The sequence below is a fragment of the Microbispora sp. NPDC049125 genome, assembly GCF_040802045.1.
In the GTDB taxonomy this organism is placed as follows: domain Bacteria; phylum Actinomycetota; class Actinomycetes; order Streptosporangiales; family Streptosporangiaceae; genus Microbispora.
Genome location: NZ_JBEZDW010000067.1, coordinates 1 through 22,523, shown reverse-complemented (window position 1 = coordinate 22,523; position 22,523 = coordinate 1). Strand labels below are relative to the sequence as shown.

19 protein-coding genes are annotated in these 22,523 nt (G+C 69.8%); 9 read left to right on the top strand and 10 right to left on the bottom strand.

Translation table 11 applies throughout. From position 1 onward, the window contains the following. The 5 genes from AB0B72_RS39090 to AB0B72_RS39070 all read right to left on the bottom strand — a co-directional run. Nucleotides 1-4,253 (bottom strand): type I polyketide synthase (locus AB0B72_RS39090; protein WP_367744757.1); only part of this gene is annotated, 4,253 nt, incomplete at its 3' end. Between the two features lie 152 nt (nt 4,254-4,405). Then, nucleotides 4,406-5,611, bottom strand: a complete 1,206-nt coding sequence (locus AB0B72_RS39085; RefSeq protein WP_367744754.1) for an NADP-dependent malic enzyme — start codon at nt 5,609-5,611, stop codon at nt 4,406-4,408. 39 nt (nt 5,612-5,650) lie between these two features. Further along, nucleotides 5,651-5,896 carry a hypothetical protein gene (locus tag AB0B72_RS39080; protein WP_367744752.1) on the bottom strand — a complete coding sequence of 82 codons (246 nt, stop codon included), beginning with the start codon at nt 5,894-5,896 and terminating at the stop codon, nt 5,651-5,653. A gap of 51 nt (nt 5,897-5,947) precedes the next feature. Next, entirely contained in the window at nt 5,948-8,764 is a 2,817-nt protein-coding gene (locus AB0B72_RS39075; RefSeq protein WP_367744749.1) for an AAA family ATPase, read from the bottom strand. Between the two features lie 350 nt (nt 8,765-9,114). Next, the gene (locus AB0B72_RS39070; protein WP_367744747.1) at nt 9,115-10,785 is read right to left on the bottom strand and encodes a 2-isopropylmalate synthase; all 1,671 of its coding nucleotides are present in this window, start codon (nt 10,783-10,785) and stop codon (nt 9,115-9,117) included. A 460-nt stretch (nt 10,786-11,245) separates the two neighbouring features. Here AB0B72_RS39070 and AB0B72_RS39065 point away from each other — a divergent pair, with 460 nt between their 5' ends. From AB0B72_RS39065 to AB0B72_RS39055, 3 genes are read left to right on the top strand one after another with little or no spacing between them, the layout of a single operon-like run. Next, the gene (locus AB0B72_RS39065; protein ID WP_367744744.1) at nt 11,246-12,130 is read left to right on the top strand and encodes a UbiA family prenyltransferase; all 885 of its coding nucleotides are present in this window, start codon (nt 11,246-11,248) and stop codon (nt 12,128-12,130) included. Nucleotides 12,131-12,182: 52 nt separating this feature from the next. Further along, nucleotides 12,183-13,256: a sensor histidine kinase gene (locus AB0B72_RS39060; protein ID WP_367744742.1), complete on the top strand. Its 1,074-nt coding sequence runs from the start codon at nt 12,183-12,185 to the stop codon at nt 13,254-13,256. Between the two features lie 9 nt (nt 13,257-13,265). After that, a complete protein-coding gene (locus AB0B72_RS39055; protein ID WP_367744741.1) occupies nt 13,266-13,976 on the top strand; it encodes a response regulator in 711 nt (236 codons plus the stop codon). 197 nt (nt 13,977-14,173) lie between these two features. Here AB0B72_RS39055 and AB0B72_RS39050 read toward each other — a convergent pair whose 3' ends face one another. Then, entirely contained in the window at nt 14,174-15,094 is a 921-nt protein-coding gene (locus AB0B72_RS39050; protein WP_367744740.1) for an aldo/keto reductase, read from the bottom strand. Nucleotides 15,095-15,329: 235 nt separating this feature from the next. Between AB0B72_RS39050 and AB0B72_RS39045 the strand changes: the two genes are divergently transcribed. After that, nucleotides 15,330-15,551 (top strand): DUF5988 family protein, encoded by a 222-nt coding sequence (locus AB0B72_RS39045; protein ID WP_367744739.1) that lies wholly within the window; start codon nt 15,330-15,332, stop codon nt 15,549-15,551. A 63-nt stretch (nt 15,552-15,614) separates the two neighbouring features. On the opposite strand, the gene AB0B72_RS39040 is transcribed toward AB0B72_RS39045, so the two are convergent. After that, a complete protein-coding gene (locus tag AB0B72_RS39040; RefSeq protein WP_367744738.1) occupies nt 15,615-16,364 on the bottom strand; it encodes an ABC transporter permease in 750 nt (249 codons plus the stop codon). 10 nt (nt 16,365-16,374) lie between these two features. Then, complete coding sequence (locus tag AB0B72_RS39035; RefSeq protein ID WP_367744737.1) at nt 16,375-17,322, bottom strand: ATP-binding cassette domain-containing protein; 948 nt, start codon at nt 17,320-17,322, stop codon at nt 16,375-16,377. Between the two features lie 218 nt (nt 17,323-17,540). Between AB0B72_RS39035 and AB0B72_RS39030 the strand changes: the two genes are divergently transcribed. Beyond that, on the top strand, nt 17,541-18,203 hold the full coding sequence (locus AB0B72_RS39030; RefSeq protein ID WP_367744736.1) for a 4'-phosphopantetheinyl transferase: 663 nt from the start codon (nt 17,541-17,543) through the stop codon (nt 18,201-18,203). A gap of 416 nt (nt 18,204-18,619) precedes the next feature. Here the strand turns inward: AB0B72_RS39030 and AB0B72_RS39025 are convergent, their stop codons facing one another. After that, the gene (locus tag AB0B72_RS39025; protein WP_367744735.1) at nt 18,620-19,063 is read right to left on the bottom strand and encodes a MarR family winged helix-turn-helix transcriptional regulator; all 444 of its coding nucleotides are present in this window, start codon (nt 19,061-19,063) and stop codon (nt 18,620-18,622) included. A 94-nt stretch (nt 19,064-19,157) separates the two neighbouring features. On the opposite strand from AB0B72_RS39025, the gene AB0B72_RS39020 reads away from it, so the two are divergent. Both AB0B72_RS39020 and AB0B72_RS39015 read left to right on the top strand, forming a co-directional pair. Further along, nucleotides 19,158-20,012, top strand: a complete 855-nt coding sequence (locus tag AB0B72_RS39020) for an NmrA/HSCARG family protein (protein WP_367744734.1) — start codon at nt 19,158-19,160, stop codon at nt 20,010-20,012. 186 nt (nt 20,013-20,198) lie between these two features. Further along, nucleotides 20,199-20,561 (top strand): PRC-barrel domain-containing protein, encoded by a 363-nt coding sequence (locus AB0B72_RS39015; protein ID WP_367744733.1) that lies wholly within the window; start codon nt 20,199-20,201, stop codon nt 20,559-20,561. Nucleotides 20,562-20,642: 81 nt separating this feature from the next. On the opposite strand, the gene AB0B72_RS39010 is transcribed toward AB0B72_RS39015, so the two are convergent. Next, a complete protein-coding gene (locus tag AB0B72_RS39010; protein WP_367744732.1) occupies nt 20,643-21,239 on the bottom strand; it encodes a hypothetical protein in 597 nt (198 codons plus the stop codon). Nucleotides 21,240-21,294: 55 nt separating this feature from the next. Between AB0B72_RS39010 and AB0B72_RS39005 the strand changes: the two genes are divergently transcribed. Together AB0B72_RS39005 and AB0B72_RS39000 are read left to right on the top strand one after the other, a co-directional pair. Then, the gene (locus AB0B72_RS39005) at nt 21,295-21,804 is read left to right on the top strand and encodes a DUF1360 domain-containing protein (protein WP_367744731.1); all 510 of its coding nucleotides are present in this window, start codon (nt 21,295-21,297) and stop codon (nt 21,802-21,804) included. Further along, nucleotides 21,797-22,381 carry a DUF6328 family protein gene (locus AB0B72_RS39000; protein ID WP_367744730.1) on the top strand — a complete coding sequence of 195 codons (585 nt, stop codon included), beginning with the start codon at nt 21,797-21,799 and terminating at the stop codon, nt 22,379-22,381. Before AB0B72_RS39005 ends, AB0B72_RS39000 begins: the two co-directional genes overlap by 8 nt. Nucleotides 22,382-22,523: the final 142 nt, after the last annotated feature.

The following is a 22,523-nucleotide window of genomic DNA, read 5'->3' as shown; positions in this document are numbered from 1 at the left end:
ACGGGCCACGGCCGCGCCTCCGTCAGCAACTCCACCGCACCCGCCGACCAGTCCACATGCGGCGACGGCTCATCCACATGCAACGTCCTCGGCAGCACCCCATGCCGCATCGCCATGACCATCTTGATCACACCGCCCACCCCGGCGGCCGCCTGCGAATGCCCGATGTTCGACTTCAACGACCCCAGATAAAGAGGCGTCTCCCGCTCCTGGCCGTACGTCGCCAAAAGCGCCTGCGCCTCGATCGGGTCGCCCAGCACAGTCCCCGTGCCATGCGCCTCCACCACATCCACATCCGCCACCGACAACCGCGCATTCGCCAGCGCCTGCCGGATCACCCGCTGCTGCGACGGACCATTCGGCGCCGTCAACCCATTCGAAGCACCGTCCTGATTCACCGCCGAACCCCGCACCACGGCCAGAACCTCATGCCCGTTCGCGACGGCATCCGACAACCGCTCAAGCAGCAGCATCCCGACACCCTCGGCCCACCCCGTGCCGTCGGCGTCGGCGGAGAACGCCTTGCAGCGGCCGTCGCGGGACAGCCCGCGCTGCCGGGAGAACTCCACGAACATGCCGGGGGACGCCATCACGGTCACCCCGCCCGCCAGCGCCAGCGAGCACTCCCCCTGCCGCAGCGCCTGAACCGCCAGATGCAACGCCACCAACGACGACGAACACGCCGTATCCACCGTCACCGCCGGACCCTCCAGCCCGAAGGTGTAGGCCACCCGCCCCGACGCGACGCTCGCGGCGCTGCCGGTCAGGCCGTATCCCTCGAAGCCGTCGGCCGCCTCGTGCAGGCGTGGCCCGTAGTCCTGCGACATCGCGCCCACGAAGACGCCGGCGCGCTCGCCGCGCAGCGAGGTCGGGTCGATGCCCGCCCGCTCCACCGCCTCCCACGACGTCTCCAGTACGAGCCGCTGCTGCGGGTCCATCGCCAGCGCCTCACGCGGCGAGATCCCGAAGAACGCGGGGTCGAACTGGTCGGCGTCGTAGAGGAAGCCGCCGCTGCGGGTGTAGGTCCTGCCCGGCTGCGACGGGTCCGGGTCGTAGAGGCCGTCGACGTCCCAGCCCCGGTCGCGGGGGAAGTCGGAGATCACGTCGCCGCCGTCGGCGACGAGCTGCCACAGCTCCTCGGGAGTGCGTACGCCGCCGGGGAAGCGGCAACTCATCGCCACGATCGCGATGGGCTCGTCGTGGGCGGCGACCTGGGCGACCGCGGCCACCGCGACGGCGCCGCCCGTCAGCTCGGCGGCCAGGCGCTCGGCGACCCCGCGCGGCGTCGGATGGTCGAACAGCAGGCTGCTGGGCAGCTCGACTCCCACAGCCGTGTTGAGCCGGTCACGGAGCTCCACGGCGCCGAGGGAGTCGAAGCCCAGGTCCTTGAACGCCCGGTCCACGTCGACGGTGCCGCCGGACGCGTGACCGAGGACGATCGCGACGTTGACCCGGACCACGTCGATCAGCGCTTCGTGCAGTTCCTCGCCCGTCAGAGCGGTGAGCCGCCCGCGTGGCGTGCCGGGCGCGTCGCCCGCGGCGTCCCTCCGTACGGGGGCCGGGCTCGCCACCTCCCGCGAAGCGCCGGCGACCTCCGGCGCGGAACCCGGCAGGTCTCCCGGGCTCGCCGCCTCTTGCGGACCGGCGGGCAGCTCCAGCCAGTAGCGCTCCCGCTGGAAGGCGTACGTCGGCAGATCGACCGTGCGGGCGCCGTCGAAGAAGGCGTCCCAGCGCAGGGGCACGCCGCCGATGTGCAGCCGGGCCAGCGCGGTGACCAGCGAGGCGAGCTCGGGGCGGTCGCCGCGCAGCGTCGGCACCCGCGCGGCGCCCGACCCCGGGGTGAGGCAGTCACCGGTCAGCCCGGTCAGCACCGCTTCCGGCCCGAGCTCCACGAACGTCGTGACGCCGTCGGCCTCCAGGGTTCGCACGGCGTCGAGGAACCGTACGGCCCGCCGGGTGTGCTCCACCCAGTAGTCCGGCGTGAACTCCTCGACGACACGTCCGATGGCGGTGGACACGACGGGGATGACGGGCCGGGCGTGCGGCAGGCCCGCCACGATCCGCCGGTACTCCTCCAGCATCGGCTCGACCAGCGGCGAGTGGCAGGCCACCGACACCTTCAGCCGCTTGGCGCGGCGGCCACGCGCCTTCCACTCGCTCGCGATCGCGAGCGCCGCCTCCTCGTCTCCTGATATGACGACGGACCGGGGGCCGTTGACGCCCGCGATGTCGACGCGGCCGTCCAGCAGGGGGAGGATCTCCTCCTCCGAGCCTTCCAGCGCGACCATCACGCCCGCCACCGGCAGCTCGCCCATGAGCCGTCCGCGTGCCGCCACCAGTGCGCACGCGTCGGGAAGCGTCAGCACGCCCGCGACGTGCGCGGCGGTCAGCTCGCCGAGCGAATGCCCGGCGACGACGTCTGGCCGGACGCCCCATCCCTCCAGCGTCCTGAAGAGCGCCACCTCCAGCGCGAAGATCGCCGGCTGGGCGTAGTCGGTCCGTTCCAGCAGGTCCGGCTCTTCGAACATCGCCCGGCGGACCGGCAGGTCGAAGTGCGCGCACACCTCGTCCAGCGCCGCGGCGAACTCGGGCACCGCGGCGTACAGCTCCGCGCCCATGCCGAGCCGGTGGCTGCCCTGCCCGGTGAACAGGAAGGCGAGCCTCCCCGGCGTGCCGTCCGCCACGCCCTCGACCACGCCGGGCACGGTGGCGCCCCCGGCGAGGGCGTCCAGCCCGCGCAGCAGCTCCGCGTGGTCCGCGCCGACGACGACGGCGCGATGGGCGAAGGCGGAGCGGGCAAGCGCCAGCGACCGGCCGACGTCCGCGGGGTCCAGCCCGGGATGGGTCCGCACGTGTACGGCGAGCCGTCCGGCCTGGTCGCGCAGCGCCGCCGGAGTCTTGCCTGACAGCACCCAGGGAACGGGCAGCCCCGCAGGGGACGGGGCCGGCGGCGTGCCCTGCCTGGGGGCCTCCGCGAGCACGAGGTGGCAGTTGGTGCCGCCCATGCCGAAGGAGCTGACCCCCGCCACGAGCGGCCGTTCGGGCCTGGGCCAGGACCGCAGGACGGTCGGGACGGCGAGCCGCAGCTCGTCGAAGGGGATGCGCGGGTTCGGGGTCGCGAAGTTGAGGCTCGCGGGGATCTGCCGGTTCCTGATGGCCAGGACGGCCTTGAGCAGCCCGGCGATGCCGGCCGCCCCTTCCAGGTGGCCGATGTTGGTCTTGGCCGAGCCGACCAGCAGCGGATCACCCGCCGGCCGGGCCTCGGCGAAGACCGCCCCGAGCGCGGCGGCCTCGATCGGGTCGCCCAGGTGGGTGCCGGTGCCGTGCAGCTCGACGTACTGGACGTCGGCCGGGCCGACGCCGGCGCCGTCGTGCGCCAGGCGCACGACCTCCTCCTGCGCGCGGGGGCTCGGCACGGTCAGGCCGTCGGTGGCGCCGTCGTTGTTCATGGCGCTGCCGCGGATCACGCAGTGGATCCGGTCGCCGTCCGCGAGGGCGTCGCGCAGCCGCTTGAGCGCGACCAGGCCGCCGCCCTCACCGCGCACGTAACCGTTGGCCCTGGCGTCGAAGGTGTGGCAGCGGCCGTCGGGGGACAGCCCGCCGAACTTGGCCTCGGCCACCCCGCTCTCCGGGATGATGTTCAGGTTCACGCCGCCGGCCAGGGCGAGGTCCGACTCGCCCCGGCGCAGGCTCTGGCAGGCCATGTGCACGGCCACGAGCGAGGACGACTGCGCGGTGTCGACGGTCATGCTGGGACCGCGCAGCCCCAGGCTGTAGGAGACGCGGTTGGCGATGATGCTGCGGTGCAGCCCGGTCACCGTGTAGCGGGAGATCGCCGCGGCGCCGCGGCGGTAGAGCAGCGAGGCGTAGTCGTCCCAGATGGCGCCCACGAAGACACCGGTCCTGCTGTCGCGCAGCCGGCCCGCCACGATGCCCGCGTCCTCCAGCGCCTCCCAGCTCAGCTCCAGCATGAGCCGCTGCTGCGGGTCCATCGCCACCGCCTCACGCGGCGAGATGCCGAAGAACCCGGCGTCGAACCCGTCGATCGAGTCGAGGAATCCGCCCGAGCGGGTGTTCATCTTGCCGGGAGAGGCCACGTCGGCGTCGAAGAGCTCGTCGGCGTCCCAGCGCTCGGCGGGCACCTGGGTGATCGCGTCCCGTCCTTCGGCCAGCAAATCCCAGAATGCGCCGGGATTCGGAGCCGATGGCAGGCGTGCGGAGATTCCAATGACCGCCACCGCGTCATCGGACATGGTCTCGCGGTCAACAAGAAAGGGCTCGGACTCACTCATCATCGCAATTCCCGGCCTGGAGTGGTCAATAAATACATGTGCCTGATCGGACGCTACGAACAGATGACCCCTGCCGTACACCCGTAGCGGGTGAGGCTGACCCCTAGGGAATGTCAGGCGCGGGCGACGCCGTCGAGCCGCGCCTGGCCGGCGACGGCGGAGGTGACGGCCTCCGCGACGCGCGGGTCGAACGGGCTGGGGATGACGTGGTCGGGCGCGAGATCGTCGCCGACGAGCCCGGCGAGCGCGTCGGCCGCCGCGACCTTCATGTTCTCGGTGATGGCGAGGGCCCGCACGTCGAGCGCGCCGCGGAAGACGCCGGGAAAGGCCAGCACGTTGTTGATCTGGTTGGGGAAGTCGCTGCGGCCCGTGGCGACGACGCGGGCGTGCCGCGCGGCCACCTCGGGGTGGATCTCCGGCGTCGGGTTGGACAGCGCGAAGACGATGCAGTCGTTCACCATCGAGGCGATGGCGTACTCCGGCACGGTCGAGCCCGACAGGCCGATGAAGACGTCCGCCCCGGCCAGCGCCTCGACGGTGGTGCCCGTATGACCGGCGCGATTGGTCTGGGCGGCGAGCGCGGCCTTGTAGGGGTTGAGCCCGGCGCGGCCCTCGTAGATCATGCCGCGGCTGTCGGAGGCGGCGATGTCGCCGACGCCCGCGGCCTGCAGCATCCGGGTCACCGCGATGCCGGACGCCCCCGCGCCCGCCACGACGACCCGCAGGTCGGCGAGCTCGCGCCCGGTCACTTTCGCGGCGTTGCGCAGCGCGGCGAGCACCACGATCGCGGTGCCGTGCTGGTCGTCGTGGAACACGGGGATGTCGAGGAGCTCCCGCAGCCTGGCCTCCACCTCGAAGCACCGGGGAGCGCTGATGTCCTCCAGGTTGATCCCGCCGAACGACGGCGCGAGCCTGACGATCGTCTCCACCAGCTCGTCGACGCCGGTGCAGTCCAGGCAGATCGGCACCGAGTCCACCCCGCCGAACTCCTTGAACAGCAGCGACTTGCCTTCCATCACCGGCATCGCCGCGGAGGGGCCGATGTCGCCCAGTCCGAGGACGGCGGTGCCGTCGGAGATCACGGCGACGAGATTGGCGACCCATGTGTAATCGAGGGCCAGGGCCGGCCGCTCGGCGATGGCGGAGCAGACCCGCGCCACGCCGGGGGTGTAGGCCAGCGACAGGTCGGCGGCGTTCGCGACGGGCACGGTGGAACGGGTCTCCAGCTTGCCGCCGCGGTGCAGGGCGAACGCCGGATCCGCGTCAAGGGACACGGGCTGAAGGGGTTCGACGGACTCGGCAAGAGCGTCAATGGACATGATGGTCCCCAAAGGGTGAGTGGACAGCGGAATCCCCGATCAGTGGGGGAGGTCGCACTCCGCCGCGACCGGTTCCCCCCCAAGGCTCGCCACCGCCGTGGTGCAGGTGGCGCACAGGACGGCGCTTTCCGCGGAGAGAGCGCGCTCAAGAAATACGTAACCTTCGTGGACGGCCACGAGCCGCCATCCCAACGCACTCAGATCGTTCAGAATAGTCGACCATTCTTCGGCCATATCCCGCGCGGGATCACCAAAAAGCCGAATGGCCGTGTATTCATACATCATGAATCGAAAGTAACTTGAGGCCGGGGCCGTCTCCCACCCCTAGTGCGCCCCTTAAGCGGTGACGACTGTGGCGAGTTCCAGGTTGGACGGCAGGTCGGTGCGCCGGGTGACGCTGAGCTTGCGGTAGATCCGCGTGAGGTGCTGCTCCACCGTGCTGACCGTGATGTAGAGCTTGTTGGAGATCTCCCGGTTGGTGTATCCGACGGCGGCGAGGGAGGCCACCCGCCGTTCGGCGTCGCTGAGCATCGAGGTCGCCTGCGACCCGGCGCGGCTCTCGGCCCGCTCCTCCGCCTCGTCCCTGCCCCGATCCGGCGACAGGAGCCTGCTCAGCGGCTCGGCCTGGCACTCCTGCGCACCGGCCCACGCCCTGCGGCCCATCATCCGCGCCCGCTTGTACTCGCCGAGCGCGTTGTACGCCTCGGTCAGGTCGAGCAGCGTCCTGGCCAGCTCGTACCTGTCGCCGTTGGCCTGCAGCACGTCCACCGCCTGGCGCAGCAGCGCCGGCCGCTGGCGCAGCTCACTGGTGGCGGCCAGCAGCCTCAGTGCGATGCCCTGGGTCCGTGAGCCGCCGCAACGGGAGAGCTGCTCCTCGGCGAGCCGCCTCGCCTTGCCGTGCTGACCGAGGCGCAGGCACGCGGCTGCCGCGTCGGTCCGCCACGAGATGAGGCCCGGGACGTCGATCCCCCACTTGCCCATCAGCTCGCCGCAGGCCTCGAAGTCGCGCAGCGCCGCCTGGGCGTGGTCGACGGCCAGGCTGTAGCGGCCCCTGGCATGCAGGTGGTGCAGGCCGTACCGGCTCTGGAAGATCGCGTCGGGCACCGGCCGGTTGAGCTGTTCGACGGCGTCGTCGTACCTGCCCATGGCCGTGGTGGACAGCAGCAGGCACGACAGCGGGCCGCCGATCGCCACCCCCCACGCCGCGTGCGGCATCAGCGTGAGCGCCTGCCTGCCGTACAGCTCGGCGCCCGGCAGGTCGCCCTGTCGCATCGCGATCTCCGCGCGGATCGCGCTCAGCCGCGCCTGCCACCCGGCGGACCGCCGGGAGACCGCCTCCTCGATGAACAGGTCGCACCATGGCTGCGCCTTGTCGGGCCGCTCCGCGTAGACCAGTGCGAGCAGGGCCGCCTCCACGGCGTCGAGCGTGGCGTCGCTCAGGCGCAGGCTGCGCAGGATCTGCTCCACCGACACGATGACGTCGTCCCTCGCGCCGCGGGACAGCACTGTGGCCAGCGCGGCGACCGCCTCCGCGTGGCGGCTGACCGTCACCGAGGGCAGGATCTCGGCCGCCGGGCCGCTCGGCGTGCGCCGCAGGTGCGTGACGAACGGCGGGAACGACGCGCGCAGCCAGTGCTCGGCGCTCCTGAGCTCCACCGCGGTCTCGGCGTCACCCTGGTCGTCGTAGCCGCCGAGCCATTCGATCGCCTCCCTCGCCTCGTCGAGCCGGCCGCACCACAGCAGTGACTTGGCCAGCGCCACGCCGTCCCTGCCGGTGAGCAGACCCCTGCGCATCGCGTCGGTCAGCTCCTCGAAGTGCCCGGTGGAGACGCGCGGGTTGATCCGCCACTCGGCACGGGACAGCTCGGCCCTGACAGCGGCGCCCTGTCCCTCGTCCGAGCAGGCGCGGTGGGCGAGCCGGAGGTAGTCGACGGCGGGGGCCACCCGGTCCTCGCGCAGCGAGTGCTCCGCCGCCTCCCGCAGCACGGGCACCACCCACGGGGCGTCGCCGTGGTCGGCCGCCCGCAGGTGCTCCGCCACGACGGTGACGACGGCGCCGTCGTGGTGGGTCAGCTCGGCCGCGCTCCGGTGGAGCTCGGCGCGCAGCTCGGGAGTCAGGTCCGCCAGTACGGCCTCGTGCGCGGCGGGGTGCCGGAATCCGCCGCCGTCGAGCAGCCCGATGGCCTCCAGGCAGCGCAGGACCTGGATGACGACCGCGCCGTCGAGGCCGAGCAGCCGGTCCAGCCCGCTGGCGTCGCCCAGCACCGCCAGGCCTCTGGCGACCCGGAGCATCATCGGGTCGCCGCGGCGCAGGCAGGTCAGCACGGCCTGCGCGTAACCGTCGCCGGGAGCGAACGGCTCCCCTATCGCCGCGGCGACCCGCTCGTCGTCGAGCAGCGCCCCGACCAGCAGGGGGTTGCCGCCGGTGATCGCCTGATATTCGACCACCCGGGCGTGCGCGGCGTCCGACGCACCCGGCGTGTCCCCGGCGTCCGCCGCGCTCCGCGTGCCCTGGACGCCCTGCGCGCTCGTCAGCAGCAGCGCGACTTGCTCCCTGGTCAGCCGCGTCAGGCGGATCCGCCGGCTGTGCGGCTGGCGCAGCAGCTCGGTCTGGAAGGGGGTGTGCGCGAGCTGCGGGTAGTCCGACTGGCAGAACACCGCCAGGATCCTCGCGGACCTCACCCGGCGGGCCAGGTAGAGCAGGCACAGAGCCGAGGCGCTGTCGACGTACTGGACGTCGTCCACCACGATCAGCAGCGGAACCCTCCTGGACAGCTCTATCAGCACGCCGCAGAGGTCGTGCACGAGCGAGGCGCCCATGTGCTCGACGGTCTGCGGCTGCTCCGGCGAGGCGTCCGCGCCTTCGCGCAGCAGCCGCGCGACCCGCTCGCCCTCCTCCGCGGTCAGCTCCGCGTCATGCAGAAGCTGGGCGAAGACCCCGAGCGGCAGGCCCCGCTCGGCCGTCGAGCCGACCGCGGTCAGCACCGCCGCTCCCGCCCGGCCGGCCCGGCCGGCGAAGGTGTGCAGCAATGTGCTCTTGCCGATCGTGACGGTGCCGCTCACCATCGCGATCCCGCCCCGCGAGCTCATCGCGTCGGAGAGGAGGCCCTCAAGGGAGGCCAACTCCTCGTCTCTTCCAATCACGGCCGTCATCGGCCTCCCCTTTTCTTGAGGATTGTTTCCGGAGTTTTTCAGAAGGGTAAATTGCGCCCTGACGGGGTACGGAGGTCGAGGTCGTTCTGAGTCGTCTTCCTTGGCTTCTTCCGCTGGATGACCCGCATCGGCCACATCCTTTCCCATCCGTTGTCGTTCACCGTACGAGACCGCGCGGGCCTGGGACAACGCGATCCCCCCCTAATAACCGCGTAGATATCGAAGGGAGTATCGGGGCGTATCCTTGGTCACCCGCGGCCCAATTCCAGCGAAAAGCCCGCGACCGCCGCCGGGCGATCACGGGCATGATATTCAGAAGACGGTCCGCCGTCGTCGATGGAATTCGGTGGTCAGCTCGCCGCCGTCAGCGGCAGCGTTCTCCTGGCCCTTCCCACGGCCGAGCCGATCGCGGCGAAGGCGGCGATCTCCACGTCGACGCCGAGACCGGCGCCCCACAGTGTGCGCCCGTCCATCCTGCATTCGGCGTACACGGCCGCCTTGCCCTCCCCCGACAGGCCCGTGCGGTGGACCATCCGCACGTCGACGCCCCACGGCGCGAGCATGGCCCCGATGGTGCGGATCGCGTCGGCTCTGGCGCCGCCGATCTCGAAGCCGCCGCCGTCGACGTAGAGGGAAGTGGACACCGACTCGTCGCCGAGCGCGAGGCCGACGTCGGAGAGGTACTCCTGCTCGAACAGCTGCGCCACCCGGGCCGGTACGAGTTCGCCGCCGTCGGCTTCGGCCGCGGCCTGCACCACCTGGGCGAACTCGATCTGCAGGCCGCGTGGCAGGTTGAGGCCGTACCTGCTGCTCATGACGTAGGCGATCCCGCCCTTGCCCGACTGGCTGTTGATCCGCACGACGGCCTCGTAGGTGCGGCCCACGTCCTCCGGGTCCAGCGGCAGGTACGGCATCCGCCACGGAAGGTCGCGTACGGCGTCGCCGGACTCGGCCGCGGCCTGTTCGATGGCGTGGAACCCCTTCTTGATCGCGTCCTGGTGGGAGCCGGAGAAGGAGGTGTAGACGAGGTCCCCGCCGTAGGGGTGGCGGGGATGGACGGGCATCTCGTTGCAGTACTCCACGGTCCGCCGGATGGCGTTGATGTCGGAGAAGTCGATGCCGGGGTCGATCCCGTGGGTGAGCATGTTCATCCCCAGCGTGACCAGGCAGACGTTGCCCGCGCGCTCGCCGTTGCCGAACAGGCAGCCCTCGATCCGCTCGGCCCCCGCCAGCAGCGCCAGCTCCGCCGAGGCCACGCCCGTGCCCCTGTCGTTGTGCGGGTGGATGGACAGGCACACGTGTTCCCTGCGCGACAGGTTGCGGTCCAGCCATTCGATCTGGTCGGCGAACACGTTGGGCATCGCCCGCTCCACCGTGGCGGGGAAGTTGAGGATGATCGGCCGTCCCGGGCCCGGCTCCCAGCTGTCCATGACCGCCTCGCAGACCTCCAGCGCGAACTCCAGCTCGGTCTCGTTGAACAGCTCGGGAGAGTACTGGTAGCCGAGGTCGCACTGGCCCAGACTCTGCTCGGCGTACTTCATCATCATCCGCGTGCCCTGCACGGCGATGTTGCGGCACTCGTCCCTGCCGACGCCGAACACCACCTCGCGGAAGAGCGGCGACGTCGCGTTGTAGAGATGGATCGTCGCCCGGCGCACGCCCGCGAGGCTCTCCACGGTGCGTCTGATCAGCTCGTCGCGGGCCGGCACCAGCACCGAGATCCGCACATCGTCGGGGATCTTGTCCTGCTCGATGAGGAGGCGGAGGAAGTCGTGGTCGTCCTGGCTCGCGACGGGGAATCCGACCTCGATCTCCTTGTACCCCAGGTCGACCAGCAGCTCGAACATGGCGAGCTTGCGTGCCGGCGCCATCGGGGTGGCCAGTGACTGATTGCCGTCGCGCAGGTCGGTGGACAACCAGCGCGGCGACGCCTGGATCGTCCTGCCCGGCCACGCCCTGTCGGGCAACTCGACGGGAGGCGGTCCGCTGTATCGATGGGCGGTAGGCCGACGGGTCTTCATGGCGGATGCCTTTCTCGAGTTCGGATCCGGGCGCGCGCCTCCGCCACGGGAGGCGTCGTTCGGCAGATCGATCTGGAGCCGGCGGACCCTGAGGGCGGCTCCGCTCCGAGCCGGGTCCCCGAGGTTCCTCGATGAGGGATCTCTATTCGCTTGCCATGTGCGCGGGCCGCCCCCTACTTCTCCGCCGGCGCTTCCTGCCGGGGCTCCGAGGGCTGACGTCCCGTCTTGCGATCTGCCACAAAACTAACGACGGCCCTGGTGAGGGACAAGCCCGGTGATCCTTGAGTGACCCCGGACTGACCGAAGGATCCGCTAGGGGTATCGAAAGTTGTATTGCCGCTACCACCTCTTCATAGACCCTCTTAACGAACCCTCTTACGCAGCGGATACTCCGTTTATGTCGAACATAAAGATTGCCGTTGCGACGGGCCGTGCGACCCCATTCTTTCCGACCCTGTCGATGTGCCTCAAAGAGGCGAGACCTTCGGTTCTCGGTATTTTTCTGCTGCGTTTCCTCGCCGGCTCCGCGCTGGCCATCAGGACGGGGGGCGACGGCCACCCCGTGGAGACGGCGCTCGGGGCCCTGGTGTGGGTCTCGGCGATCTGGTCCGTCTATCTGTTCAACGGCGTGATGGACGTGCGTGAAGACAAGATCAACGGCTCCCGCCGCCCCATCGCCAGGGGTGATCTGGACCCCGACGTCGCGCTCGTCTACGTCCTGTGCGGGGCGGCCGTGTCGCTCACCGGAGCCCTGCTGCTGCGGGGGCCCACCATCTGGCTGGTCGCGGCCGTGCTGGCGCTGGGCTACCTCTACTCAGGGCCCCCGTACTACCTCAAGCGCGGTTCGACGGGCACCGCCGTCGTCGGCGGGCTCGCGGGTCTCATGAGCTATCTCGCCGGATTCACCGCGGCCACCGGCGGGGAGTGGAGCGAGCGGGGCTCGGCCGCGCTTCCGCTCTTCGCGGCCGGCGCCTCGCTGTGGATGGGCCTCATCGGCACGGCGACGAAGGACCTGCCCGACGTCGCGGGGGACGCGGCGTCCGGACGCCGGACACTCGCGGTGCGCCACGGCGACTTCGCCGTACGGGTGGGGGCGTCGGTGACGGCGCTGACGCTGGCCTGCACATTCATCGGGCTCACGGTCGCCGCTCATCTCGCCCTCATGGCGCCCGGCCTGGCAATGCTGGCGGGGGCGATCGCCGTGGCGGCGCTCAGCCTGACACCACTGTCCAAAGGAGACAGATCACATCGGCGGCGGCCTTACCGTGCGTTCATGGTGACACAATACGCGCTGCACATCACCGCGCTGCTACCGCTCGTAACCCATCTTGTATTGTCTCTTTGAGCAACTTTAGGCCATTATAGAAGCACCATTCGCATCTTTCCGGAGGGGCCAGTTGGCGGAAGACGCGAACCAGCAGGACGGGTGGGACCTCGCTGTATTCGTGGAAACGCACAGCTCGGAGGTCATCGACGCCTACCGTCGTACCCTGAACTCCATCGACAGTCCCATCGCCGGGGATCCGGCGGCGATGGACCAGGCCCTGCTGAACGCCGAGCAGATCCTCGTCGACGTCGCCACGACCCTGCGGACCGGCAAGTGGCAGCCGGAGAACCTCCAGCTGCTCCTCGCACGGGACATCGGGACGGCGCGGGCGGCCAGGGGAATCCATCCCAAGGACTCGCTCAAGGCCGCTTCGGCGTTCTTCCGGTCGGCCCTGAGCGCGCTGTCCGCGCACGTCGAGCCCGACGTGCGGGCCGTCGAGGGCTTCACCCTCGTGGTCCTGGCCCTGGAGCGCAATATCGCGGTGCGTATCCGCGAGTCCTCGGAGAGCTACACGGGTTTCCTGCTGAACAAGGTGCACGAGGCGCAGCTGCTGGAGAGGCGGCGAATCGCCAGGGAGCTCCATGACCGCATCGGTCACGGAGTGAGCGTCGTATATCGTCAGCTCGAGTTATATGATCTCTACAGGGTCACGGAACCAGCAAAGGCTTCGGCCAAGGTCGAGGTGGCACAGCAGGCCGTCCAGGACACGATGCGCACCCTCCGGAGCATCACCTCCGAGCTGCGCCCGCAGGAACCGCTGAAAAGCATGGAAAAGGCGCTGCTCTGCTATCTCGACACGGTCGAGGCGGACGGGGTGAACGTCCGCCTGCTCGTGAACGGGGATGAGACGTGGGCCTCACCGGAAGTGCTCGATGAGTCGTTCCTCATCATCAGGGAGGCGGCGCGCAACGCCCTGAGCCACGGCGGCCCCACGACAGTCCTCATCCGCGTGGACATCGCTCCCCACGAGCTGCGGGCATCCGTCGCCGACGACGGATGCGGCTTCGATCCCCACGTGCGTCCGAAGTCGGACGGGGTGGGCCTGTCGTCCATGCGCGAGCGCGCCGAACTCATGGGCGGGGCGGTCGTCCTCACCAGCCAGCCCCTCGGAGGAACCCAGGTGGAACTCTCCGTACCACTCTAAGGACGCCAGATGAACCAGCCCGAGCCCAGGATCAGGGTGGCCCTCGTCGACGATCACGCGCTCTTCCGGGAGGGACTGCACGAGCTCCTCGAAATGCAGGAGGACCTGGAGGTCGTGGGCCAGGCGGGGGACAGCGTCAGCGCGCTCGCCATGATCGCCGAGCAGCAGCCCGACATCATCCTGCTCGACGTGGAGATCCCCGGAGCCGAGGCCCCGGACACGGTGGCGGGCATCCGGCTGCGCTCCCCCCGGTCCCAGATCATCATCTTGAGCATGTACGACGGGTCGCAACTGCTGCGCAGGCTGCTGGCCGCCGGCGTCCGCGGCTACCTGCTCAAGAGCGTCCACCGCGAAGAGCTGATCTCCGCCATCCGCAGCGTGCACGGCGAGCCCGACAGGATCGTGCTCACCGTCTCCCGCGAGAGCCTGGCCCAGGCACAGGGCCCCGCTCCGGGCGTGCTGTCCGACCGGGAGCTGCAGATCCTGGAGCTGGCCGCCGAGGCGCTGAGCAACAGCCAGATCGCCACCCGGCTCGCCCTCACCGAGGCGACCGTCAAACGGCATCTGCGGAACATATTCGTCAAGCTCGGCGCCGTCTCGCGCATCGACGCGGTGAACAAGGCCGTCGCGGCCGCTCTCATCGCTCCCAGGCGCGACCACCCCGCCTCCCGCTCCTCGCAGGGAAGGCTTCCGTCTGGCCCGCAACCGTCCCGCACGTGAATCGTGCGCGGGCCGTACGGCGCTCGGGCTCTCCTGGGGACGCGCTCCGGCCGTGCGCGTGTCGCCGCCGGGCGGCCCGGAGGCCCTCTGCGACTTGTTTCTCCACGTCACGGAATCGATGAAGCTCACGCCCTCGACTTTTACTCTGACTTGGGGAAAACGCGACAGTCAGAGGATACCTCGCGAAGGGCTCGCGGTCACTCCCGGAAACCGCCACCGGACGACGCGGCGCCGGTGGGGAAGACATCCGTCAGGCACTCGATCGTCTCAGGGGCGAGCCGCACGGCGAGTGAGGCCAGGTTCATCTCCAGGTGCACGCGGTCCCGCGTGCTGGGCGTCGCGACGATGTCCTCGCCCCGGGCGAGCAGCCACGCCAGGGCCAGCCGTCCCACACCGATGTCCATCTGGGCCGCCACCTCCTCGGCCGCGCGCAGCAGGCTCCGGTTGACGGACAGGGACTGCTCGGTGAAACGCGGATTCGCCAGCCGCAGGTCCCCCTCGGCAAGCTGACTGGTCGATATCACCTTGCCGGTCAAGAAGCCCTGTCCCAGCGGGCGGGAGGCGACCGTGCCGACCCCCAGTTCCCGCGCGACGGGCAACTGCTCCCATTCGGGGTCGCGCCGCCACATGGAGTATTCGACGGCCAGCGCGGTCACCGGGTGCACGGCGTGCGCCCTGCGCAGCTCGTCGGCGTCGGCTCCGCCCAGGCCCAGATAGCGGATCTTCCCGGCGGCGACGAGCTCGGCGAGTTTGCCGACGCGCTCCTCTATCGGAGGCGCGCCGGGCCCGCCGGACGGCAGATAGTAGAGGTCGATGGCCTCGACTCCGAGGCTGCGCAGCGAGGCCGCGCACTCCCGCTCCAGCCCCTCCGGCGTCGTGCCGTCCGGCGCGTGCGCGGAGACGAGGACGCTGTCGTTCCACTCCGCGACCGCCTTGCCGACCAGCGGCTCGATTCCCCCGGCCGTGTCGAGCAGGCGCACGCCGGCGTCGAGCGCGTGCAGGATGAGGTGAACAGACTCTTTGGGGTCAGCCGGCCCGTAGGCCCCGGCCATGGCCAGGCCCCCGAGTCCCAGGCATGAAGAGAACGGGCCCTGTGCGCCCAGTCTCCTGCTCCACATCGATCCACCTTCCACCTGCAAGATCATTTCGTACGCGTTGGAACGCTACACTACCGAACTTCAGCATGCAGCCAGAAAAGCGATCAAAGAATACTTTGAGCACCCATCGCCCCCCGTTCAGGGGTCAATAGGGGGTGTTTAGGGGTATATGCCCAAGCTCGGGAATAGCTGATACTCAGGAAAGAGAAACCGAATTCGGAACAGTGCACGAAAAGTCACCGTGGAGGTCATTCTCATGAGCGATTCCCTCGGCGTCCTATCGGAAGAGGACGTCTACGTCGTACTGGAGGGCGGTCCGGCCGCCATCGCCAGGATTCAGCGGGTGACCGCTTCCGAGGCCGCCTACGGCAAAGTCAAGATCGCCTATCTGGCGGGTTACGAGCATTTCGAGCGCGTCATCGATCCGTCGGACGACCTGGTCTTCCGGTGGACCGCCCGTACCAAGATCGCCGAGTAGGCGGCGAGCCGGAACGGACCGAGCGGAGCCCAGCCATCGACGCGATGGCTGGGCTCGTGGCTTTCACGCCTGTTCCTTCCTGAAGCGGTGGATGCCCCACGCCATGCCGGCGACGAGCAGCCCGACCGCCACGAGCGCTCCCGTGAGCGCCGTCTGCGTGTACTCTCCCGCGATGATCGCCCGTTCGGCGTCGACCACGTAGGACAGCGGGTTGGCCCGGGAGACGTTGTAGAGCCAGGTGGGCGCCATGTCCATGGGCAGCAGCACCCCTGACAGCAGCATCAGCGGCACGACCAGCGCGCCGAGCACGGGCGCGAGGGCGAACTCGTGCTTGAGCTTCAGGGCGAGCGCGTAGGAGGAGAACCCGACGGCGACCCCGGTCACCGCCAGCAGCCCGAGCCCGAGCAGCACCGGCACGGCCTGCGCGCGGAAGCCGAGGATCATCGCGGCCCCCACCATCAGCACCGCCTGGACGAGCAGCAGCACCACGTCCTTGAGCACCCGCCCGAGCAGCAGGGCGGTACGGCCGGAGGGGGTCACCCGCATCCGCTCCATCACGCCCGACCTCGTCTCGGGGAGCATCGTGAAGCCCGCGTAGGCGGTGCCGAACAGGGTGAGCTGGACCAGCAGGCCGGGCACGAACCACTGCCAGGAGCTCAGCCCGTCGCCGGTGGTCATGTGCCGCAGCAGCGGGCCGAAGAGCACCAGGTAGACCAGGGGCATGGAGATCCCCACGATGATCGTGACCGGGTTGCGGAGCGGGGGGCGGGCCGAGCGCACGAACATCAGCCAGGTCTCGGTGGCGAAACGCATCACGGTCTCCTCAGGAAACGGGCTCGCGCAGACTGCGGCCGGTCAAGGTCAAGAACACGTCGTCAAGGGTGGGCCGATGCGTCTGCACCGAGCTCACGGCGATCTCCATGCGATCGAGCTCACGCAGCAGCCCCGGCAGCACGCCGTCGCCGCGGGCGATCCTGAACCGCACGACCGAGCCGTCCACCACCGGCTCGTCGGCGCCGGGCAGCGCGGCGGCCACCCCTGCCGTCGCCTCCGGCGAATCCGTCTCCAGCACCACCAGGTCGCCGGAGACCCGGCTCTTGAGCTCGTCGGACGTGCCCTCGGCGACGATCGCGCCGCCGTCCATGACGAGGATGCGGTCGCAGAGCGCGTCGGCCTCGTCGAGGTAGTGCGTGGTGAGGAAGACCGTCGTCTCGCTCTCCTCGCGGAGCGAGCGGATGTGCTGCCAGAGGTTGCTGCGGCTCTGCGGGTCGAGCGCGGTGGACGGCTCGTCGAGGAAGACCACGTCCGGCTGGTGCATGATGCCCATGACGATGTCCAGCCGGCGGCGCTGTCCACCGGACAGCGTGCTGACCAGCCGGTTCTCGACGCCCTCCAGCTCGTACCTGGCCAGGAGATCGCCCACGCGCCGGCGCGACTCCGCCGCCGGCAGGCCGTACAGCCTGCCCTGCATCACGAGCTCCTCGCCCGCCCGCTGCTCCTGGCCCGCGCCCGAGCCCTGGCCCACGTAGCCGATTCTGCGGCGCACCCCGGCCGGGTCGCTCGCCAGATCGCACCCGGCGACCACGGCCTCACCCGACGTCGGCTTGAGCAGCGTGGTCAGCATGCGCAGCGTTGTCGTCTTGCCCGCCCCGTTGGGCCCGAGGAAGCCGACGAGCTCGCCCGCCGCCACATCGAGGTCCACGCCGCGTACCGCCTCGACGGGATGGCCTTTGAAGCGGAATGTCTTGGTCAGCCCTCGCGCTTTGATCACAGGTGGTCACCCCTCGAATGCATTCGGCCGCTAGCCTCTAGAATTGGGAGTTCAATTGCGGGTCACAACCCTTAGGCCGCCCCTAGGCGCCCTTGTTCCGCGTCCCGTGCTCCAAGAGGGGGTACGCCGCGATTCACGCGGGGTGCCGGCCAAATATACGATCGGCTCGGAACAGCAGTACTTCCGGGAACAGTAATACTTCCGACGCGGGAGCCGACGTGATCGAGGAAATTCTTCCCGCGAACGTGGTCGCCTCCGACGCGTTCGACGACCCAGCGGAGGCGCGCCTTTTCCCTGAGGAAGAGGCCGCCGTCGGCCAGGCGGTGGAAAAGCGCCGCAAGGAGTTCACCACCGCCCGGTTCTGTGCCCGGCGTGCCATGACCGCGCTCGGCCACCCTCCCACCGTCGTGCCGTCCGGTCAGAGGGGCGAGCCGCAGTGGCCCAGCGGAATAGTCGGCAGCATCACCCACTGCACCGGCTACCGGGCCGCCGTGCTCGGCCAGGAGACGAAGATCACCACCATCGGCATCGACGCCGAGCCCAACGACGCCCTGTCCAACGGCGTCCTCGACGCCGTCTCCCTCCCCGCCGAGCGCGCCTGGGTGCGCGAGCTCAGCCGGACGCACCCCCAGGTGAGCTGGGACCGCCTGCTGTTCAGCGCCAAGGAGTCGGTCTACAAGGCGTGGTTCCCCATCGCCAAGCGCTGGCTCGACTTCGAAGACGCGCTCATCACGGCCGACCCCCGCCGCGGCCAGTTCTCCGCCCGGCTGCTGGTCACCGGGCCGCGCATGAACGGCCGCGCCCTCACGGGCTTCACGGGACGCTGGATGGTCCGCGACGGACTCATCCTGACCGCGATCGTGGTGTCGTCCACCTCCTGAGGCCGCGCGCCCGGGAAAGCGGAAGCCGCGCCCGGGGAATCGGCGGCCACACCCGGGGAAATCGAGCGAGCGGAAGAGCGCGGCGATTCTTCAGGAGGCGGAGCTTCACGCGCCGGAGCCGAACCCAGCGGAAAACCAACGGGCCACCGCGCGGTTTCGCGCGGTGGCCCGTGAAATGCCTGAGAGTCGGCAAGACGATATGGAACTAGGTGAATCTCAGCAATCTCACCTCGCAGAGGTTTCAAATCCTCCAAACGCCTGTGTAAATAAATCTATCCGTCTCCCGGGAACCTCGACACCCCTAATCCCCCCTGGCGCTCCCCTGCTACCGGCACCGATTCCAGCCGGCGAATCACCAGCGCCTCGACCTCGAAGTCGGCGTTCATCTCGCGGCATGGACCACAGTCGTCGCGGGATCAATCCGAAGCGCATCCGGGCCCGTGGTTCGCGTCGAGGAAAGCGCGGAGAAGGCGGGTCAGGTCGCGCTGGTCCTCAGCGGACATGACGCTGAAGATCTCCTCGCTGATCTGCTGTTGCAGGTGGGCGATCTGGTCGATCGCGCCGAGTCCGGCGTCGGTGAGCGTGAGCCGGAAGGCCCGCCGGTCGCTCGGGTCCGGCCGCCTGGCGATCAGGCCGTCGGATTCCAGCACGTCCACCAGCGGGGTGATTGCCCGTCCGCTGACGCCGAGCGCGTCCGCCAGATCGCGCATACGGCTTCCCGAGCGCTGGTGAAGGGTGGTCAGCAGGCGTACCCGGGCGGGTGAGAGCCCGTGCTCGCCGAATCTGGCCCTTCCTTGCTGCGTGAAAGCCCGGTGGGCGGCCACCAGCAACTCGCCCAGTTCCGTTGCCCCGCTTGACATAGGAACGCCTCTCTTCCCACACTGTCAGCGACCATATGCTGAACTAGGTAACTATCCGGTAGTTCAGTAATAGCGATTGTAGGGGAGAGACGTCATGGACACACCGCTGATCCTCGTCGCCGGGGCGACCGGCAACCAGGGCGGCGCCGTCGTGGACGCGCTGCTCGAACATCCGGACCGGTGGCGGGTGCGTGCGCTGACCCGAAATCCGTCGGGTGCCGCCGCCACGGCGCTGGCGGCGCGGGGTGTGGAGGTCGTCGCCGGGGACATGACGGACGAGGCATCGCTGAAGCAGGCGCTGAACGGCGTCTACGGCGCCTACGGCGTGCAGAACTCCCGGACCGCCGGCCTGAAAGGCGAGGTCAGGCAGGGCGTCACGCTCATCGACGCGGCCAGGGCCGCGGGCGTCGAGCACTTCGTCTACGCCTCGGTGGGCGGGGCCGAACGGGTGCGCGGCATCCCCCACTTCGACACCAAGTGGGAAATCGAGCAGCACCTGCGGGCCACCGGGCTTCCCGCCACCGTGTTGCGCCCGGCCACGTTCATGGACGTGTTCACCATGCGCGGAGCCTCCGTCGGGCTGGGCATGATGGCCGCCGCGCTCGGGCCCCGCAAATCCCTGCAGATGGTCGCCGTCCGGGACATCGGCATCTTCGCCCGGCTGGCCTTCGAGCAGCCGCAGCTGTACACCGGTCAGGCACTGGAGCTGGCCGGGGACCAGCTCACCGTGCCGGACATCGCCGCCACGCTCAAGGCCGCGGGCCGGCCGGGACGCTACGCGCGCGTCCCGCGAGTGCTGCTGCGGGCGATGGGCAAAGAGGCGCGGATGCTTTTCTGGTTCGAGGAGTCGGGATACAACGCCGACATCCCGGCCCTGCGCAGGCAGCACCCCGGCCTGCTCACGCTCAAGGCGTGGCTCGCCCGGAGCAGTCGGCCGGAGGCGGCGTGATCCCGGTCACCGTGGCGACGGGCCACGTCGGGCGCGGCAGCGTACGGCGCCTGACCGCCGCGGTCCCCGGGAGTCGTCCGCTCCTCGGCGCGCCGGCGACCGGACCATGTCCCACCCCTTACGCACCGGGGATGTTGCCCCACTCCGGCCCGGGTAGTGCTGAGATGACGAAGGGAGTGACACCCAATGACACCGGATCTCTGGTCGTATCCCAACGGCGTGTACGACATGGGCCTGAACCCCGACATCATCGGTTTCGACGTCCAGGCCACCGACGGCAAGATCGGCTCGGTGGACGAGGCGACCTACGAGGCCAGCCAGAGCTACATCGTGGTGGACACCGGGCCCTGGATCTTCGGCAAGAAGGTCATGCTGCCGGCCAGCGTGGTGACGCAGATCGACCCCGCGGAACGCAAGGTCTTCGTCAGCCGCACCAAGCAGGAGATCAAGAACGCGCCCGAGTTCGACGAGACGGCCTTCGAGCAGCCGGACTACCGCGACCGCCTGGGCGAGTACTACAACCGCTTCCCCTACACCGGCACGCTGTAGCGGCCCACGCAGTAGGAAGGAGCCGCGCCGTACGGCGCGGCTCCTCGTGGCGGGTACCCCGGCTGTCCGTGTGCCGTATGCCTAGGGCCAGACGGTGCCGGGGCTCGGTACGGGCGGGTCGATGATGTGCAGCCGTTCGAGCAGCGTGACGAAGGTCGACGCGTACGGCGACGGGGCGGTGACCGAGGCGACCTTGTTCCAGTCGACCTGCTCCCGCATGGCACGGACGACGGGCAGCAGCGAGCCGTAGTCGCAGCTGTGCTCCGACATGGGCAGAATCCAGGAGATCACCAGGTCGGTGGCTTCGAGGACGGGCAGGGTGAGCGCGGCCGTGTTGATCGGGTCGGCCCGTGCGATCATCGCCTCGGTGACCGGCCTCTCGGCGAGCGAGAAGATCAGGTCGACGAGCACATCTTGTTCGTCGAAGGCTTTGACCAGCCAGTCCTCCGGTGGTTTCGCGGTCCGGAACCCCAGGTTCTCCAGAGTCTTGAGCGCGAGCGGGACGTCTTCCTCGACAAGGGCGAAGTCGACGTCGTGAAGTGATGGCGCGGCGCCCCTGGCATATCCGGCGCAGCCTCCGGCGAGGGCGAAACGCACCCCGGCCTCCTTGAGACCCGCGCCGGCACGCTTCAGCGTTTCCAGGATCGCGTCGGTGACGGCGTGACTGTGACTACCCACTTGGGTCGCTTGCCCAGCCATGTTCGGCGCAAACTATCCCGGGTAGGGCGCGTGCATGACCGAGAGCCTCAGGGACATCAAACGCGAATATGAGGGCGAGGAAGACCGCCCGCTGGCCTCCTATTTAAGGGTTCTCACGGTGTACGGCGGAGCGGTGTCCGTACTGCTCGCCGCCGCCAAGCTGGCGGGCCGCAGGGCGCCGGAGAAGATCAGCCCGATGGACATCCTGCTGATGGGGCTGTTCACCCACCGCCTTTCGCGCACCATCGCCAAGGACCCTGTGACGAGCCCCATCCGGGCGCCGTTCACCCGGTTCGACGGGGTGTCGGGGCCCGCGGAGCTGCGCGAGAAGGTGCGCAGCGACGGGTCGGGGGTCCGGCACGCCCTCGGCGAGCTGCTCACCTGCCCCTTCTGCCTGTCGCAGTGGGTGGCCACCGGCTACGCCGCGGGCATGGTGTTCTCCCCCAAGGTGACGCGCATGGCCGGCGCGACGATGGCCGCCGTGGCGGTCTCGGACTGGCTGCAGCTGGCCTACACCAGACTGATGAAGGCCGCCAGTGAGTGAAAGCATGGAACCGCTGCGCAACCCGGAGGAGAACCGCAAGGAGCGTGTCGACCGGGAGCTGGGAGAGCTTCTTCAAGGGTTGAGGGTGGCCTCGACCGGCGTGCAGGTGCTGTTCGCGTTCCTGCTGACGCTGCCCTTCTCCGCGGGCTTCGAGAAGGTCGACAGCACCGTGCGCTGGATGTTCTACACCGCGGTGGTGACGGCCGCCGTGGCCTCCATCTGCTTCATCGCGCCCGCCACCCAGCACCGGATCATGTTCAGGTCCGGGCTGAAGGAGGTCATGCTGCACCGGGCCAACCGGCTCGGCGTGATCGGCGGCATCGCCCTGGCGATCACGATGACGTGCTCCACCGGCCTGGTCGTCGAGGCGCTCACCGGCCCGTGGCCCGCGACCGTGGTCGCCGCGGGGGTGGCGGGCCTCAGCGGCTGGCTGTGGTTCGTCCAGCCCCTGCTCTCCCTCAGGGACGGCGCCGCCGTGGAAGAGCACGATGGTGACGGCGCCCGTGAAGACGGCGCCCGGGAAGACGGCGCCCGGGAAGACGGCACCGGTCGCGGCCGGGATCTTGAGCGCACCTGACCGGCCGCGACATCTGTCGCACTTCAACGCCCCCATACGGACTCATGGTCAGGGCCGGCGGGCCGGCCCTCCGGCGGCGGGGGGGGGATCCACCGCCCCCCGCCGGCCCCCCGCCGCGGGGCGCTTCGAGGCGTGGCGCGCT